Source organism: Flavobacterium sp. CG_9.1, assembly GCF_015751645.1.
Lineage (GTDB): Bacteria > Bacteroidota > Bacteroidia > Flavobacteriales > Flavobacteriaceae > Flavobacterium > Flavobacterium xanthum.
Genome location: NZ_JADOVC010000009.1, coordinates 45,088 through 62,256, shown reverse-complemented (window position 1 = coordinate 62,256; position 17,169 = coordinate 45,088). Strand labels below are relative to the sequence as shown.

The 17,169-nt window shown below is 34.5% G+C and carries 15 protein-coding genes; 6 read left to right on the top strand and 9 right to left on the bottom strand.

Features of this window, described 5'->3' with window-relative positions:
* Positions 1–34: 34 nt before the first annotated feature.
* Positions 35–487 (bottom strand): Lrp/AsnC family transcriptional regulator, encoded by a 453-nt coding sequence (locus tag IWX83_RS06770; RefSeq protein ID WP_091257761.1) that lies wholly within the window; start codon positions 485–487, stop codon positions 35–37.
* A gap of 233 nt (positions 488–720) precedes the next feature.
* Between IWX83_RS06770 and rocD the strand changes: the two genes are divergently transcribed.
* Both rocD and IWX83_RS06760 read left to right on the top strand, forming a co-directional pair.
* Positions 721–2,004, top strand: a complete 1,284-nt coding sequence (gene rocD / locus IWX83_RS06765; RefSeq protein WP_196828549.1) for an ornithine--oxo-acid transaminase — start codon at positions 721–723, stop codon at positions 2,002–2,004.
* A gap of 10 nt (positions 2,005–2,014) precedes the next feature.
* Complete coding sequence (locus tag IWX83_RS06760) at positions 2,015–2,977, top strand: arginase (protein WP_196828547.1); 963 nt, start codon at positions 2,015–2,017, stop codon at positions 2,975–2,977.
* Positions 2,978–3,100: 123 nt separating this feature from the next.
* Here IWX83_RS06760 and IWX83_RS06755 read toward each other — a convergent pair whose 3' ends face one another.
* The gene (locus IWX83_RS06755) at positions 3,101–4,492 is read right to left on the bottom strand and encodes a RagB/SusD family nutrient uptake outer membrane protein (RefSeq protein WP_196828545.1); all 1,392 of its coding nucleotides are present in this window, start codon (positions 4,490–4,492) and stop codon (positions 3,101–3,103) included.
* A 10-nt stretch (positions 4,493–4,502) separates the two neighbouring features.
* The gene (locus tag IWX83_RS06750) at positions 4,503–7,490 is read right to left on the bottom strand and encodes a TonB-dependent receptor (protein WP_196828544.1); all 2,988 of its coding nucleotides are present in this window, start codon (positions 7,488–7,490) and stop codon (positions 4,503–4,505) included.
* A 444-nt stretch (positions 7,491–7,934) separates the two neighbouring features.
* Between IWX83_RS06750 and IWX83_RS06745 the strand changes: the two genes are divergently transcribed.
* The gene (locus IWX83_RS06745) at positions 7,935–9,230 is read left to right on the top strand and encodes a TIGR00341 family protein (RefSeq protein WP_196828542.1); all 1,296 of its coding nucleotides are present in this window, start codon (positions 7,935–7,937) and stop codon (positions 9,228–9,230) included.
* Positions 9,231–9,276: 46 nt separating this feature from the next.
* Here the strand turns inward: IWX83_RS06745 and IWX83_RS06740 are convergent, their stop codons facing one another.
* The 6 genes from IWX83_RS06740 to IWX83_RS06715 form a co-directional block, all read right to left on the bottom strand.
* The gene (locus tag IWX83_RS06740; RefSeq protein ID WP_196828540.1) at positions 9,277–10,335 is read right to left on the bottom strand and encodes an ArsO family NAD(P)H-dependent flavin-containing monooxygenase; all 1,059 of its coding nucleotides are present in this window, start codon (positions 10,333–10,335) and stop codon (positions 9,277–9,279) included.
* Positions 10,336–10,459: 124 nt separating this feature from the next.
* The gene (gene arsB, locus IWX83_RS06735; protein ID WP_073353420.1) at positions 10,460–11,533 is read right to left on the bottom strand and encodes an ACR3 family arsenite efflux transporter; all 1,074 of its coding nucleotides are present in this window, start codon (positions 11,531–11,533) and stop codon (positions 10,460–10,462) included.
* Between the two features lies 1 nt (position 11,534).
* On the bottom strand, positions 11,535–12,167 hold the full coding sequence (locus IWX83_RS06730; RefSeq protein ID WP_196828538.1) for a low molecular weight phosphatase family protein: 633 nt from the start codon (positions 12,165–12,167) through the stop codon (positions 11,535–11,537).
* A gap of 16 nt (positions 12,168–12,183) precedes the next feature.
* Positions 12,184–12,654 carry a DUF6428 family protein gene (locus IWX83_RS06725; protein WP_132064953.1) on the bottom strand — a complete coding sequence of 157 codons (471 nt, stop codon included), beginning with the start codon at positions 12,652–12,654 and terminating at the stop codon, positions 12,184–12,186.
* Positions 12,655–12,672: 18 nt separating this feature from the next.
* Positions 12,673–13,005, bottom strand: coding sequence for a helix-turn-helix transcriptional regulator (locus tag IWX83_RS06720; protein WP_196828537.1), 333 nt, complete (start codon positions 13,003–13,005; stop codon positions 12,673–12,675).
* Positions 13,006–13,268: 263 nt separating this feature from the next.
* Complete coding sequence (locus tag IWX83_RS06715) at positions 13,269–14,321, bottom strand: zinc-dependent alcohol dehydrogenase family protein (RefSeq protein ID WP_231379846.1); 1,053 nt, start codon at positions 14,319–14,321, stop codon at positions 13,269–13,271.
* A gap of 427 nt (positions 14,322–14,748) precedes the next feature.
* Between IWX83_RS06715 and IWX83_RS06710 the strand changes: the two genes are divergently transcribed.
* The 3 genes from IWX83_RS06710 (at position 14,749) to IWX83_RS06700 (ending at position 17,105) form a co-directional block, all read left to right on the top strand.
* Complete coding sequence (locus IWX83_RS06710; RefSeq protein ID WP_196828535.1) at positions 14,749–15,114, top strand: hypothetical protein; 366 nt, start codon at positions 14,749–14,751, stop codon at positions 15,112–15,114.
* A 35-nt stretch (positions 15,115–15,149) separates the two neighbouring features.
* Positions 15,150–15,710: a DNA polymerase ligase N-terminal domain-containing protein gene (locus IWX83_RS06705; protein WP_196828533.1), complete on the top strand. Its 561-nt coding sequence runs from the start codon at positions 15,150–15,152 to the stop codon at positions 15,708–15,710.
* Between the two features lie 486 nt (positions 15,711–16,196).
* The gene (locus tag IWX83_RS06700; RefSeq protein WP_196828531.1) at positions 16,197–17,105 is read left to right on the top strand and encodes an SH3 domain-containing protein; all 909 of its coding nucleotides are present in this window, start codon (positions 16,197–16,199) and stop codon (positions 17,103–17,105) included.
* Positions 17,106–17,169: the final 64 nt, after the last annotated feature.

Here is a 17,169-nt window from a genome sequence, read left to right as displayed (position 1 = left end):
TATTTGTTTAATCGAAAGTTAAATAGATTCTTTGCTATAACGATACATTTCTTTTAAAAGCGCAACCCAATTCAATTATGGAATCGGTTTTGGCAATGCCAGGAATAGTGTCTATTTTTTCATAAAGCACACTGCGCATGTGTTCGTGGTCTTTGGCAATGATTTTTACATAAAGAGTAAATGAGCCCGTGATATAATAACATTCTGTTATTTCTGGAATTTTTTTCAATTCCTCAATAATTCGATTTGAATCTTGATCCTTATTTAAGGTGATTCCGGTGAAAGAACCCCAATCATAGCCCACTTTTTTTTCATTGATTACTGGTTTTATACCAGTAATAATTCCTTGTTCAGTTAATCTATTGATCCGTTGGTGCACCATGGTATTTGATATTTTTAAATGAGTCGCAATGGCTGAATAGGCCATTCTTCCATCTTTTTCTAGTTCTTTGATGATTTTGATATCGAATTCGTCTAATATATCCATGTTATTGTTACTATTAATGATGAAGGTTTTGTAGAAGTATAAATGTACTTAATTTTATTTATTTCGAAAATAGTTGTAAATCGAAATGCTTGTTTAAAATAATGACTTATTTTAATGTAAATTAAAGAAATATTTTCAAATAATATCTTTTTAAAAGTCAAAACATTTATTTTTATTGCTAAATTAAAAAAAAGTAGTAGTTTTGTGCATTACTATTTTAAAATAAAAACATCATGACACATACAGAACAAAACCTTTCTTCAAAATCGGAAGCGTTGATAGCAAAAGAGAATCAATATGGAGCTCATAATTACCATCCTTTACCAGTAGTTTTAGAGCGAGGTGAAGGGGTTCATGTCTGGGATGTGGACGGGAAAAAATATTATGATTTTTTATCGGCATACTCTGCTGTGAATCAAGGACATTGTCATCCAAAAATTGTAGGTGCTATGGTAAAACAAGCACAAACACTAACGTTGACTTCTCGTGCTTTTCATAACGATCAATTAGGACCGTTTGAAGAATATGTAACTAAGTACTTTAATTTTGATAAGGTATTGCCAATGAACACGGGTGCAGAAGCAGTGGAAACGGCATTGAAATTATGCAGAAAATGGGCGTATGAGGTAAAAGGAATTTCTGAAAATCAAGCGCAAATCATTGTATGTGAAAATAATTTTCACGGAAGAACAACAACCATTATTTCCTTTTCAAATGATGAAAGTGCCCGTAAAAACTTTGGCCCTTTTACTGCTGGATTTATCAAAATACCTTATGATGATGTTGAGGCTTTGGAGAACGTACTGCAATCTTCCAAAAATATCGCAGGATTTTTAGTAGAACCAATTCAAGGAGAAGCGGGAGTTTATGTTCCTGCCGAAGGATACTTAGCTAAAGCTAAAGCGCTTTGTGAACAACATAATGTATTATTTATTGCCGATGAAGTACAAACCGGAATTGCTCGTACTGGAAGGTTATTAGCAACTTGTGGGAATTGTGATTGTAAAAAAGGTTGTGAAGCAAGACCAGAAGTAAAACCAGATATTCTTATTTTAGGAAAAGCCATTTCAGGTGGTGTGTATCCGGTTTCAGCAGTTTTAGCTAATGATCACATTATGAATGTAATTAAACCAGGACAACACGGTTCCACCTTTGGAGGAAATCCCGTTGCAGCCGCAGTTGCTATTGCTGCACTTGAAGTGGTAAAAGAAGAAAATTTAGCACAAAATGCCGCCCACTTAGGGGAAGTTTTAAGAACTGGACTTAACGAGATTGCTTCGAGAAATCCTATAATCACATTGGTTCGTGGTAAAGGATTATTAAATGCTATTGTGATCAATAGTGGTGAGGAATCCGATTTAGCTTGGGATATTTGCATGAAATTTAGAGATTATGGTCTATTGGCTAAGCCAACTCACGGAAATAAAATTCGATTTGCCCCACCTTTAGTGATTACTGAATCGCAGATACAGGAATGTTTGGCTATTATCGAAAGAGCCTTAAACGATTTTAGATAATTTATAGATTATGGGAAAAACGATAAAATTAATAAAAAATAGATCGGATATAGGTGCTGGTACACGAGGATCCGATTTAGGGATTGATGCTATCGAAATTGCAGCAATCAATCAAGACAGCGATTATTTTAATCAATTTGAGTTTGAAGATGTAAGGACACACAACGAATCGATTTACGATAAAAATAGGAGCTCCTCCGCTAAAAGAATTGAGCATGTTGTAGAGCAATGCACCAGAGTTTGCAATGCAGTAAAGAAAAACTTAGAAGGGAATTACTTTCCAATAGTTTTATCAGGAGATCATTCCTCGGCATTAGGAACTTTAAGCGGAATCAAAGCAGCATATCCAGAGCAAAATATCGGTGTGTTTTGGATTGATGCTCATGCTGATTTGCATTCGCCTTATACTTCGCCTTCTGGAAATATTCATGGAATGCCTTTGTCTGCGGCTCTTGCTGATGATAATTTGAGTTGTCAGAATAATGATGTGGCTCCAGAAACGCAGCAACATTGGGAGGACATGAAAAATATAGGGTACAAAGGACCTAAAGTTTTGGCTGAAAATCTAATCTATTTTGGTGTTCGTGATACTGAGGAAGAAGAGGATAAGCAAATTGAAAAACTGCATATCAAAAATTATAGAGTCGACGAAGTACGGTTTAGAGGATTACAAAAATGTGTTTCGGAGGCATTGATTAAAGTCGCGCATTGTGAAGTTTTATATATCTCTTTTGATGTGGATTCCATGGATTGCGATATGATTTCATACGGGACAGGAACGCCAGTTCCTAAAGGATTCGATCAGTACGAAATTATTGCAATGATTAATCAAATTATTCAAACCAAAAAGGTCGTTTGTATCGAATTTGTGGAAATAAATCCGCTGTTAGATACTAAAGGAAATAAAATGGCTGAAACTGCTTTTGAAGTATTAGAGGCTATTACGTCCGAACTTAGTGTGCCAATCGAATAATTTTAAGAGCTGTTAAACATAAAAGCCCGAAATCTAAAAATGATTTCGGGCTTTTTAATTTTCATGATTTCTGGAAGTTAAGCCAGAAGAATTGTGTTTTAATCCTAATAGGCCTAAACTGTATTAACTTCCGTAACCAGGATTTTGAGTAATTTTACTATTGGTATCCATTTCTCTTAAAGGAATTGGAAATACTAAAGTATTGTCATTGTAAGGAATTAATTTTGAACCATCAGCAAATACATCAATGGAACGTTTTGTTCTTTTTAAATCATGAATTGCAAATCCTTCCATTGCTAATTCCAACTCGCGTTCTCTTAAGATAGAAGCTAAGTTCACGGTTAAGAAATTTGCAGCGTTTGCACGTGTTCTAAGTAAATTGATATCCGTCAATGGCGTGTTGCCAAGGAACGTGCCTTCTCTAAAATTTGCCTCAGCTCTAATCAAGTACATCTCTGCGAGACGCATTAATTGCACGTCGCCAAACTGGTTTGTATACTTTGAAGTCAATCGTCTTCCGTTGTCTGGATTGATGTAATTGAAATTACGTCTTTCATCAGCAGGATCAGTAAATTTATTCAGATAATTAGATCTAATTTCGATATCACCACCACGACCACCATTATTTTCAGAAGCATATAAATTAGTTACTTCATTTTCTCCCGTTTGTTTTGTGATTTGGATTGCAAAAATATCCTCACTTTGATTGACATCATGATTGAAAGCATTGGCATATTTAGTGGATAGCGTACGACCACTATTTTCAATTACCTCATGAGCAGCATCTCTAGCAGCAGGATAATTTCCTTGTTGTAAATACACTCTGGCCAATAAAGCTTTGGCAGCATACTTGTCAGCATAAAAACTATTTTCTTCTGGAAGATCATTATAAGCAAGGTTTAAGCCTGTAATGATTAGTGCGTAAACTTCACTTACAGTGCTTCTTTCTTTTGCTAAATCAGTAGTAAAATCATAGATGGCGTTTGGTCTGATGACAACACCTAGTTGACTATTGGCTTGGCCTGCTTCATAAGGTTTTGCGTAAAAACGAACCAGATCAAAATAAGCTAACGATTTCAAAAAAGTTGCTTCAGCAACCATGGTTGCTCGTTTAGCAGGATCCTGTACTTTATCTATGTTCTCTATAACGGTATTGGCAGCATTAATGATTTGGTAATTTCTAGTGTAAATTTGCTGAACAAAACCATTGTTAACTAACATTGTTTTGGAATACATTTGTCTGCATTCTGCAAAAGTTCCTCTCCATCTAAAGTCGGTTGTTGCAGTGATTCCAGTCTGCGCTAATAAATCTGCTGAAGTCAAAATTCGACCGCCATAAACATCACCATCTGCAGCTGTAGCATAGGCACCTGTTAAGATATTCATAATGCCGGATTCAGTACTTAATGTTACCGTTGCATCCTCATTTTGTCTTGGATCAATTTCTAATTCACTATCACAACTTGCAAAAAAAGTAGCGAAAAGAATAATTAAGATTAATTTATTTGATTTCATTTTTTTATTTTTAAAAATTAATGTTCACTCCCAATGCAATTGTTCTCGCAGGTGGTGTAGAATAAAATTCTTCTCCAATACCTGTATCATCTCTTCTTGCTTCAGGATCATAACCAGAATAGTTTGTAAAAGTAAGCAAGTTAACGCCGGTTGCATAGAGACGTACGCTTGTCATCCCAAGTTCTTTTATAGCATTACCTGATAAGGAGTAGCCTAATGTTAAGTTTCTTAGACGAACAAAATCAGATTTATCTAAAAATCGGGTAGACGCTCCAGTTCCATTACTACCATATAATCGGGCTTGGGGAACATTAGTGATATCTCCAGGATTTTGCCAGCGATCCAATTGATCAATTGTTTGGTTGTCAAAATAATCTGCAGCAACGGATTGATAAATACCAGCAGAATTATAGATACTAGCACCCCATTCTCCCTGGAATGTAAAAGAAAAATCAATTCCTTTGTAGTTGATTGTATTGGTTAAGCCAGCCATTAAGGTAGGAAAAGGATTTCCTGATATTACTCTTTTAGCTGTAGCGTAATTGTTGGTTGTTGATTTGTCTAGGGAGCCATCTGTATTAAGTGTGTTTTTAACAAACAAAGCATCTCCATTAGCAGGATCTACTCCAGCATATTCTACAAGATAAAAGGATGAAATATTTTCTCCTACGCGGTTAATAGTGAAGGTTCCTACGATATCCTTATTGTTATTAGGCATAGACAATACTTCGGATTCATTAGTTGTAATATTGAAACTTGTATTCCATTTAAGATTGTCAGAGTCAATGTTCTTTGTATTCAAAGTAAATTCCACTCCACTACTTTGTACTTCACCGATGTTTTGGTTGATTGAAGTTGCTCCAGAACTAATGGATAAGGGAACACTAAAAAGTAATCCATTTGTATTTTTTCTGTAATAATCCGCTTCAACGCTGATTCTGTTTAACAAACCAAATTCAACACCAAAATCAATTTGAGTTGATTTTTCCCAAGTAAGATTATCATTTCCAGCTTGAGCGAATGAAAGTCCTGATTTCAGGTTGTAAGGATTTGATCCAAACAATTGGCGTGAAGCAAAATTACCCAATTCAGCATTTCCTAATTTTCCCCAGCTTCCTTTTAGTTTTAAGAAAGTTAGCGTAGCATTGTCTTTTAAGAAGCTCTCTTCCGAAATAATCCAACCTGCCGAAAACGCGGGAAAAGTACCAAATCTCTCGTTTTTACCAAAACGGGAAGAACCATCACGACGGATACTGGCTTTGAAAATGTATTTGTCAGCAAATGAGTAAGTAAGTCTGCCGAATTGAGAGACGAAGGTGTAATCCGTTTCATTTCCAGATCCTGCATTTACTTCTGCACCACCATCAACGGTTTGAAAAGAGTCGTTTGGAAAGTAAATACTAGTAACACTTTGAAATCTTCGGTTGAATTTATTAAATTCTATACCAGCTACCGCATTAATATCGTGTTTTTCACCAAAGGTTTTATCGAAGGTCAAATAGTTACTGTAGATATACGTCTCATTATTTACAGAAGTTGCAAAAACTTCTCCATCAGTGGCCATGAAAGGGGTATTTCTACCAGACCAAGCATCTTCTGTTTGTGACAACAAGTCATAAGAGAAATCTGAATTGGCTTTTAAAGAGGGAAGAATTTTAAATTCTCCATATACTTTACCAGTAACTCTTCTCATGAGTGTTTTCCAAAACGCATTATCAATAGCTAATAAGTAATTCGCATATAAGGTATTTGGATTAGCAGTTCCGTCTGCTAAACGAGCAGGAGATAACGGAGATTGCGCTACAGCTTGTAAAGGAGTTGTAAAAGAGTTGTCATCTTGCACACGATCAATTTGGGATCTCGAAAAACTTAAATTCATACCAGCTGTAAAACGGTCTGAAATTTTGTGAGAAACATTGCTTCTCGCTGTTATTCTTTCTAATGCGTTACTATTGATAATACCAGTGGTATTGTTGTAAGCACCAGAAAAGAAATATCTTGTCTTCGCATCTCCTCCAGATACTGAAAAATCAGCATCGGTATTATATCCATCTTGAAAGGCAGTATCCTGCCAGTCTGTATCTACTTCTCGGTTTCTCCAGTCTGTTCCTTGCGCTAAAAACTCAAAAGTATCTTCAGCCTCAGCAGCATCGCCAAGTCCATTGATAGATGCCTCAGTAAACAATTCAATGTACTGATCTGCATTCAGCCATTTTCTTTTATTAGTAGCTTGGCTAACTCCTTGAGAAAGGTTGATGGAGAACGTTCCTTTACCTTCCTTACCTCTTTTTGTAGTAATTAAAACCACACCATTTGCTCCTCTAGCGCCATAAATGGCTGCTGATGATGCATCTTTAAGGACATCAATAGATTCGATTTCGTTTGGGCTTAATGTGAGCAATGGATTGGTTGGTGCTCCATTACTAGATTCATTCGTAGTCACCAAAGGAATGCCGTCCAAAACATAAAGGGGTTGTGTACCTGCACTAATACTTGCTGCACCTCGTACTCGAATGTTTATTCCTCCATCTACTTTACCATTAGTTTGCGTAATTTGTACCCCTGCTAATTTACCAACTAAGGCATTTTGAACATTAGATACTGGAATTTGTTGGATGTCTTTTGCTGTTACACGAGCAATATTATCTGTCAATTTCTTTTTGCTTTGGGTTCCATACCCAACTACAACAACTGTTTCTAGTTGATTTGAAGCATCACCGAGCTTTATCAGCATTGAGGTAGTTGCAGTAACTTCTACAGTTTTCATCCCTACAAAGCTCACTACTAAAATTTGCCCTCTTTGCGCATTTATGGTAAACTCACCATCAAAATTTGTTTGCGCGCTAATGGTTGTTCCTTTAACAATAATGTTAGCTCCAGGAATTGGAAGACCGCCCATATCGGTAACTTTACCAGTTAGGGTACTTTCTTGAGCAAATATCAATTGTACAAAAAGTACAAACAAGACGCTCAAAAAATGTTTTAATTTAATTCTCATTTTCGGATTATTTAAGATTAGTTACTTCAAATATCCAAATAAAATGTTAAATAAGGTGTATTATAGGTGTTAAAAATGTTTGTTTGTCGTTTAATTAGCAATAATTTAATTTTTTTAACATAAAAGTATAGATTTCATAATAATAGACGTTTATCAAATTAAATTTGTGAATGCTTTACGAATGGCTTTTCCTTATTGCTGTTTTTTATCATGTTAAAATGGAGATTGTTTTACTTGAATGTTTTTTCCTAATTTTAAGGTTGAATTGGTTTCACTTATTTTAAATTTAGGAATCAAACAACTGTATTGTGTAACGAATTAGAATATTGAAAGTGAAAGTTTTCAATTAGTTCAAAAATGGTTATCTTGCTGCCTTGGCGGATAACAGCAAAGGCAAAATGGTGAGGTTAGACACGCTTTCAATTAAGAAATAAACGGGCTGAAATGAATAAAGTAGTGAATTTTATTGACTTACATAGCGGAGAAGAGAACAAGAAGAAAGTGTTGGATAATGTGAAATCAAACATCTCTTTTAGAGGCTCAAACCTATGGATTTTAGCTTGTGCCATTGTAGTTGCTTCAGTAGGTTTGAATGTAAATTCAACTGCCGTTATTATTGGTGCAATGCTTATTTCTCCTTTGATGGGACCAATTATTGGAGCTGGTTTTGGCTTGGGAATTTATGATTTTAATTTGCTCAAAAGATCACTTAAAAATTTACTCATCGCTACGGTGGTAAGTTTATTAGTATCTACTATTTACTTTTTCTTAAGTCCCTTCAAAGACACCCAATCCGAACTTTTAGCCAGGACGTCACCTAATATTTACGATATTTTCATCGCTTTCTTTGGAGGATTAGTGGGAGTGATAGCGATCACAAGAGTAGAGAAGGGAAATCCTATTCCTGGAGTGGCTATTGCAACTGCATTAATGCCACCGTTGTGCACGGCCGGTTATGGATTAGCTTTAGGGAATTTTAAATTCTTTTTTGGTGCTATGTATTTGTACACCATTAATTGTGTCTTTATCTGTATTGCAACCTTTATAATTGTCAAATATTTAAAATATCCAATTGTTAAACAAACGGATGTAAAGACGGAAAAGAGAGTGAAATATATGATTTCATTTTTGACTTTAGCCTTGATTGTACCGAGTGTCTTTTTTGCCTATCAACTTTTTCAAGAAAAAAAATACAAGCAAAAAGTAGAATTATTTTTAAAATTGGAATTCTTGGATAAAGGATATACAGTATTGTATAAAAAAACACAATTTACGTCAAATCCAAAAAAAATAGATATTGCTTTTTTAAGAAGAAGACTCGATAAGGATGAAATAAAAGAACTTAACGTAAAACTAAAGACCTACGAGTTAAATAATACTGTTTTAAATATTATTCAAGATACAACTGATTTGAAACAGGATATTTTAAATGAAATTACTTTTAATAACAAAACCATGAGCGAGAAAGATTTGATTATAGCCAAGTTGCAAAGCCAAATCGTTTCTTTAAAATTTGATAACAATGCCATTTTAGGGGAAACTAAAATTTTGTTTCCTGAAATTATCAATATTGCTATAGCAAATCATGTTTTTAATGAGAATAAAGAAGATAGAAAAGTGATTACTGTGGTGCTTTATGAAAGTAAAAATGATTTAGACACAATCGAAAAGAAGAAATTGACTGCGTGGTTAAAAAATAAATTTAATACTGATGCGGTAGAAATTTTCAAAAGGCAATAATTTGATGTAGAGCTGCTCTGATAGAGCGTTTATTTTTACAGCTAAATTATTGCTTGTGTAAATAGGCTAAAATTTCGCTACAAGTTTGTTTTGCATTTCTGTTTGTGCCTATAAGTGTTGCCGATGCATAACCAGTCCAGCTTCCATAACCCGCTAACCATAATCCATCAACTTCTGTTGCTTTGCTTTGTTCCGTTTTTAGGATACCTCGATTATCTGCTGCAACACTATTTTTTAGAAAAGAAGTAGCATGCCCAAAACCCGTACACCAGATTATAGCATCAAAATCTTCTTTGGATCCGTTATTCCAAATCACGCCCTCATTATAAATACTTTTAATACCACCACTAGAGAGGAGAACACCTCTAGATCGAGCTTCTTTAACCGGCGGTACCATTACAATAGTTCCTAAATCATAATTGGCTGCATTAAATGGTTTTCCTTCTTTTTCCGCATTGTATTTGGCAGTTGCTACGTTAAAAAGATAAAAACCATCTACTTCGTCTGGTAAATATTGAGGTGGTTTGCTAGTAGACCATTTAACATTGGTAACTTTAGAAACTTCGGCTACAATTTGTGCGCCTGAATTGCCTTCGCCCACAACAAGGACTTTTAAATTTTTAAAGGATTCTGAATTTTTGTACTGTGCCGAATGGATCTGAATTCCTTTGAAGGTATCTATTCCTGCTATTTTTGGTATAAAAGGATTGCTCCAAGTGCCTGTTGCGGCAATAATAACTTTGGAAAAATACATTCCTTTATTGGTTTGTATTTTGAAAATTTTATTTTCTAAAAGCACGCTTTCTACAGTTACGGATCTCTCAATTGGCAAGTCATAACGCTTTTCGTATTGGCATAAATAATCAATTACTTCTTGTTTTAGAGGAAATAGATTTTTAGATTTTGGCATGAGCCATCCCGGTAAGGAACTGTGTTCAGCAGGAGAAAAAAGGGTTAGGCTATCCCAAGCATGAAGCCAAGCGCCACCACATTTTTCCTCTTTGTCCAAGAGAAGGAAGTTCACTTTATGGCGTCGGAGATAGTACCCGCAGGCTAGTCCACTTTGTCCGCCACCAACGACTATGACATCTAAAATTTTGTTCATTTTGTTTGAATCTGTTTAAATTGTATGTTGTTTTGGTTTTTTCGCGTCAAAGAAGCTTCACTATTAATATCGTCCAATAGGAGAATCTGGGACACACTTTAAGTACTATAAATTGTTCATACAATTAGGGATTTTCAGTTTTTGTGACTACTACTGGTTTTGAATAATATTTATTTTTCAACCAAAAAGAGACATTCACTAAAATTATCAATGCAGGAACTTCTACCAAAGGTCCAATAACACCGGCAAATGCCTGGCCACTATTGATTCCGAAAACCCCTATGGAAACTGCAATTGCTAATTCGAAATTATTTCCAGATGCGGTAAAGGAGAGCGCTACAGCGTCTCTATAATTTGCTCCAATCTTTTTTGAAACAAAGAACATCAGGAAAAACATAATGGTAAAGAAAATGACAAGTGGAATCGCAATTCGAAACACATCCATAGGCAAATCAACTATCATTTCCCCTTTTAAACTAAACATAACTACAATTGTAAAAAGTAAAGCGATCAATGTAAGTGGCGATACAAAAGGAATAAATTTTTGATTGAACCATTTGTCACCAATGAACTTCTTGATGGTGTAGCGACTAATTACCGCTAATGCAAATGGAATTCCTAAATAAATCCCAACCGTTATCGCAATCTCAGCTATAGAAATGTTCAATTCTAAACCTTTTATTCCAAATAATGGCAACATGATTTCCAAATAGAAATAAGCATATAAACTAAAAAAGAATACTTGCAGTAAACTATTTATTCCAATTAAACCGGCTGTTAATTCTCTATTTCCTTCGGCTAATTCGTTCCATACAATTACCATAGCTATGCACGGCGCAATTCCTATTATAATTAAACCTGTCATATATTCAGGATAATCTTTCAAGAAGAAGGTTGCTAATAAAAACATTAAAAAAGGACCTACAATCCACGTAATTAAAAAAGAGGCTGTCAATAATTTTGGTTTGTCAAGAATTAATGGAATTTTTGAGAAATCAATTTTGGTCAATGGTGGATACATCATTACAATTAGTCCAATTGCTAAAGGTATATTAGTGGTTCCGCTGGAGAAGGAATTGATAAAGTCATCGCTTGAAGGAATAAAATAACCAATGGAAACGCCAATTATCATGGCTATGAAAATCCAAAGGGTAAGGTACTTATCTAGAAAGTTTAATCTTTTTTTATGTAATGCCATTTTATAATTTTATTTGGGAGAATACATAGCACATTTCTGTTGCAATTTGTAAACTGCGCTCTTTGTATTTTTGCTGTTGTTGTGGCGTGTTATCAAAAACTTTCGGGTCTTCAAATGTAATGGGAATCCTTTCTTCTGCACCAGCAATAAAAGGGCATCCGCCATCCGCTTGAGAGCAAGTTAATAATGCTGCAAATTCACTTTTTGGATTAAAATCATCGTCATAGGTTTTAGAAAAACCAATAATTGGAGGTTCATTCTTTCCAAATTTTATGGTGTAAATTGGGTTATTTCCTTCAGAAATAGTATTAATTTGAAATCCAGATTGCTTTAATGTTGTGGCAATCATAGGGGATAATGCAGTAGATTCTGTACCACCGGAATAACAAAAAACATTTTTAATATTGAAATACCCCGCGGCCGTCTGTGCCCAAATTTGGGACAAATGACTTCTTCTGGAATTGTGCGTACAAATAAAGTTTAGCCTTATTTCTTGCTCTTTGGAAACTTTATTTTGGATAAAATCAAGAAGAGGTTTTAAAATAATCTTACGTTCTGAAGATATATTTTCGTAATCAAAAGCACGGATTACTTGTTCAATTTCTGAAAAGAGGATGGTTTTACTTGGGCTCATTTTATAGTTTTAAGAATTAGCAACAGCCTCCGCCTGGCGTGCAGCTATTCGTTTGAGTTGGGATTGCAGACAATTTTACTTTTTGTTTATCAGCAGGAATGCCACATTGGTCTTCAGCCAAACAAGCGGTTTGTTTGTTGATTAAAGTAAAGTCCGTTCCGTTGAAACCCAAGTCGTATTTACCAATTGTTTCTCCTTGAAACTCCACTTCAACTTCATGATCTTCAATTCCTAAAATTTTTTCAGATAATTCAATGATATCCAATAATTTTTTTGGTTTAAGTCGGTGATCAAAATCATTGGCATCCCACAACTGGAAATTCACAACGTTCTCTTTTCGAACTTTTCCGCCGCAATCAATGAAGTTTCTGGTAATTAAGCCTACTTCCGTTACGTGAAAATGTTCTGGAACATAGGTTCCGTTTGGTAATATAAAAGCAACGTTTTCTAACGCGTTCAATTCTTTTTTAATTTCTGATAGTTTCATTTTTTTATAATTTAAAAATTAGCAACATTGGTCTTTCCTGTTTTCTAAATAGGTATTGATAAGGGCAAAAAAACTTTTTATTTTCTCAAACCCTTCTTCGTTCAAGCAATAACAAATTGAAGCCCCTTCGAAATTTCCTTTGATTAACCCGGCATTTTTTAGTTCCTTCAAATGTTGCGAAACAGTAGGTTGTGCTAAAGGCAATTCGTTTACAAGGTCTCCACAGATGCAACTGTCAACTTTTATAAGATGTTCAATTATGGCAATACGAGCAGGATGACCTAATGCTTTGGCAAGTACAGCCAGTTCGTTTTGCTCCTCCGTAAAATGTTGTGTTTTAGTTACCCCCATCGTAATATATTTATATTGCAATATTACGATTAATTAGGTAACAACGATTACTTTTGGTGTTAAATTAGCATTAAGTTTTGATGGTTTAGTGGTTTTATTATTTTGTAATTATAAAATGAAAAGTACCGCAAAGGAGATGGAGTATGGAGAATCCCTCTCGATTGCATTACTTTTCACTTATTCATTAGGGATAGAATAAATCTTATAATTGCTACCCATCAGAGCATGATAACAAAAAAAATAATTTAAATTTTTACTCGTTTTTACGGTTCAATAATTACTTTCATTGCTTTCTCTTTCCCTGCATTGCCAAATACTTCATACGCTTCTAGGACCTCTTTCAATTTAAAATGATGAGTTATCAGTTTAGAAGGTTCTAATTTACCGGAGGAAACTGTTTTTAAAAGCATTGGAGTAGTATTGGTGTTTACTAATCCCATTGTTATCGTGATGTTTTGGATCCATAAATCCTGAATTTGCAGTTCTACTGGCTTTCCATGCACTCCGATATTGGCAATGTGTCCACCGGGGCGAACAATTTTTTGGCATATATCAAAGGTAGCTGGCGCTCCAACGGCTTCAATAGCCACATCTACACCATCTTTTGTTTCTGATTGAATTCTTTTTGTGACATCTTCTTTGGTAGAATTAATGGTATGCGTAGCGCCAAATTTTTTAGCCATTTCCAAACGATTTTCATCGATGTCGATCATATAGATTTTTGCCGGAGAGTAGAACTGAGCTGTCAGTAAAGCTGACATTCCTATAGGACCGGCTCCTACAATCGCAATGGTGTCTCCTGGTTTTACTCCGCCATTAATCACACCAATTTCATGTCCTGTAGGTAAAATGTCACTCAGCATTACCAGCGCTTCTTCATCAGATCCGTCTGGTATCAGATAGAGGCTGTTATCAGCATGTGGAATCCGAACGTATTCTGCCTGCGTACCATTTATAAGATGTCCTAAAATCCAACCGCCGTCCTCACAATGAGCGTACATTTGTTTTTTACAGTATTCGCAACTGCCATCTGAAGTGATACAAGAGATTATGACATGGTCTCCTTTTTTAAAATTCCGGACAGAAGTACCAATTTCTTCTATTACACCAACTCCCTCATGACCTAATGTAGTTCCCGGTTTCACCGATGGAGTTTTTCCGTGTAATATACCTAAGTCTGTACCACAAATAGTCGTTTTAAGTATTTTTACCACTGCATCAGTGCTTTTTTCAATTTTAGGAAATGGCACCTCTTTTAATTCAATCTTACCTGGTCCATCATATACAAGTGCTTTCATTGTTTTAGTCTGTTTCATTTTCATTTTTTATTAAAGGTTATAGTTCCAAATCATTTTTAAATTAATCGTAAGGCTTTAAATTTTCAATTCGTTCACTATTAAAATTTATTTAGTTGTCAATCGACAATAAATATAATTAGCTATAAATCAATAATTAATAAATCTAAAGGTCGCTAATTAATACTGCTTATTATATGATATAAGTCATTAAATGAAGATTAAAGCAAATGTTTCAAAATTATGTAGCGTCTTTCTTTTTTCGAAATGATAAAGGAATGGGCTAATGATTCTGTCCTCATTTTTTTTGGAATTAATGTTAATTTAATAAATCTAGGGAGGATTTGTCTCTTGTTTTTGGTAGGAATTGCTACTTTTAGAGTTAAATAAAATACACTTTTGAACAAAAATGAGTAACTTAGTAATCAATAATTAAATAAATAGTCTAATGGAAAATCAAAATGATAAATCAGAGTCAAATGCAGCTAAATCAGAAAAATTAGATAAAAACAAAGTACCAGATTCCCTTTTGTATCCACCAAGTGAAGATATTTACAATAAATTTCATAAGGAAAGCGATATTAATCCAGAGGATATTTCTAAAAAGAAAATACCTGTTGCAATTAATAATGTTACGGATTTTAATGAAAAAGATTTTGAAGATGATAAGACTGGAGCCGACTTGGATATACCCGGTTCAGAATTAGATGATGAGCAAGAGAAAATAGGGAGTGAGGATGAAGAAAATAACCATTACAGTATTGGGGGCGACAATCATAATGATTTAGAAGACAATACAGGGGATAAGATTTAACCTTGCATTTTTAAACAAACTAGAATCCTGGTGCAATGACTTTACATGAATACAATCAAAAGCGCAATTTTGCATCCACGTCTGAGCCAGAAGGTAAAATAAAAAAATCAGTGGCGGAAATGATTTTTGTTGTTCAAAAACATGCTGCATCTCACTTGCATTACGATTTTAGGTTAGAAAGTGAAGGAGTCTTAAAAAGTTGGGCGATACCAAAAGGTCCATCAATGAATCCTGCCCATAAAAGACTAGCTATCCAGGTGGAAGATCATCCTTATGCTTATCGTAATTTTGAAGGAATCATTCCTGAAGGTAATTACGGTGCGGGAAACGTTATAGTTTGGGATAATGGAACTTATATTCTAGTTGACGATGAAAATTATGGGAATCTAAATGCCTATTTGCAAAAAGGCCAGGTCCGATTTATCATAAAGGGCAAAAAACTGAAAGGGGAATTCGTATTAGTGAAATTGAAAGCTAAAAAAGAGAATTCGTGGCTTCTGATAAAAGCAAAAGATGACTATGCAACCGAAGAAGACGTTTTGTTGCAGGATCAATCCGTGATTGCTAATACTACAATAGACAGTTTGAAAAGTTAATTGGCAATATAAACAAGTGATGCGTTTCCTTTCAGAAATATGAAGTTATTTAGCAACGATTTCACTTTTATTTTAATTTGGAACTACCATTTTTTTTTCCTAAAAGTAAGAAATGGTAAGTAGTCAATAAATTAGTAAAACAGCAAAGAAGAAAGAGGGCATGGTAAACTAAAAATTTCTAAGATTAATAACAATGTTCATTTTGACAAAGCAGGCGAGATTACAGCATAATAATTTCTTGTTAATAGAAATTAAATCGACGAGGTTGTTGAAAATGTATTAAAAAAAAGAAGTACCAAAAAGCATCAATTTTGTCTTGGAAGAAAAAAATAGCAGGTTGGATAGCGGTGTGGTAAATATGCCAGCAATTTTTGAAATTGGATTTTTTATTAAAAATATGGTAAAATAGTAGTTTCTATTGATGCTTTCTTAGTTGTTTTTAGTATTTTGCGATTTAATTATTTTTAGATTATAAATTAGATTAATATGAAATATAGAGTAGCAACTTCGTCATTAAATCTTAGGGATTTTCCTTCGGCGAATGATAATTCTAAAATTTTAACACAAATCCCTTTTAGACATACTGTTAAATTAATTGAGAAAACGACCTCAGATTGGTGGAAGGTAAAGCTTTTGAATACTGACAAAGAAGGTTTTGTGTTTTCGCAAGATATTGAACATGTAGATGAAACGACAGATGAAATTGCAGATATCGAAGTGCCTAATTTTGAACCAGGTTCTAAAGGAAGTCTGGACAACAAATTAGAAACCTACAAGCCGCTTGGTGATCCAGCTATTCCTTTCAGAGACTTAACTAGTGTTGCATCCAAGCTATCTTCCATTCGAAAAATAATAGACACACTCGATGTTTCAAAAAGTTTTAGATATGAAAAAGATGATTCTGATACCTACTGTAATATCTACACCTTTGATTATTGCTTTTTTGCCAAAGTCTATATTCCCAGACTAAGATGGACGGATACAGCAATAGAAGCGCTTGAAAACGGAAACGAAGTACCCTTAGTTTTTGGAGAAACAGTGAGGCCTTTTTATTCTAATTATATTTATGACTGGTTTTTGCAATCGGCTAGTGCCTTTGATTGGGAAAGAGTCAGTGATGTTGATGCACTCCAAAAGAAAGTTAATGATAATGGAGGTGTAGGTGTCATTTGTGCTAAACGATTCATATTAAATAAGTCAGGGCACGTTGTAGTGGTCGTTCCAGAAACCGAAACTGAAAAGGCATTTCGGTTAGAGGGCAAGGTCATTTATCCGCTGCAATCTCAAGCAGGAATGGATAATTATAATTATTTTTCAGAAGTTAGAAAGGATTGGTGGGATAGTAAAGATCCTGAAAAAGGATATTCATCTGCTATCTTTTACTATCATGATTAAATAGTAAAGGCATTTTAAATAAAAGAGACTTCTGTACGCTAGTGGTGCAGAAGTCTTTTTTGTA

Coding starts and splice junctions, on each gene's coding strand:
- IWX83_RS06770 (WP_091257761.1), bottom strand. CDS start 487: ATGGATATATTAGACGAATTCGATATCAAAATCATCAAAGAACTAGAA.
- rocD (WP_196828549.1), top strand. CDS start 721: ATGACACATACAGAACAAAACCTTTCTTCAAAATCGGAAGCGTTGATA.
- IWX83_RS06760 (WP_196828547.1), top strand. CDS start 2,015: ATGGGAAAAACGATAAAATTAATAAAAAATAGATCGGATATAGGTGCT.
- IWX83_RS06755 (WP_196828545.1), bottom strand. CDS start 4,492: ATGAAATCAAATAAATTAATCTTAATTATTCTTTTCGCTACTTTTTTT.
- IWX83_RS06750 (WP_196828544.1), bottom strand. CDS start 7,490: ATGAGAATTAAATTAAAACATTTTTTGAGCGTCTTGTTTGTACTTTTT.
- IWX83_RS06745 (WP_196828542.1), top strand. CDS start 7,935: ATGAATAAAGTAGTGAATTTTATTGACTTACATAGCGGAGAAGAGAAC.
- IWX83_RS06740 (WP_196828540.1), bottom strand. CDS start 10,335: ATGAACAAAATTTTAGATGTCATAGTCGTTGGTGGCGGACAAAGTGGA.
- arsB (WP_073353420.1), bottom strand. CDS start 11,533: ATGGCATTACATAAAAAAAGATTAAACTTTCTAGATAAGTACCTTACC.
- IWX83_RS06730 (WP_196828538.1), bottom strand. CDS start 12,167: ATGAGCCCAAGTAAAACCATCCTCTTTTCAGAAATTGAACAAGTAATC.
- IWX83_RS06725 (WP_132064953.1), bottom strand. CDS start 12,654: ATGAAACTATCAGAAATTAAAAAAGAATTGAACGCGTTAGAAAACGTT.
- IWX83_RS06720 (WP_196828537.1), bottom strand. CDS start 13,005: ATGGGGGTAACTAAAACACAACATTTTACGGAGGAGCAAAACGAACTG.
- IWX83_RS06715 (WP_231379846.1), bottom strand. CDS start 14,321: ATGAAACAGACTAAAACAATGAAAGCACTTGTATATGATGGACCAGGT.
- IWX83_RS06710 (WP_196828535.1), top strand. CDS start 14,749: ATGGAAAATCAAAATGATAAATCAGAGTCAAATGCAGCTAAATCAGAA.
- IWX83_RS06705 (WP_196828533.1), top strand. CDS start 15,150: ATGACTTTACATGAATACAATCAAAAGCGCAATTTTGCATCCACGTCT.
- IWX83_RS06700 (WP_196828531.1), top strand. CDS start 16,197: ATGAAATATAGAGTAGCAACTTCGTCATTAAATCTTAGGGATTTTCCT.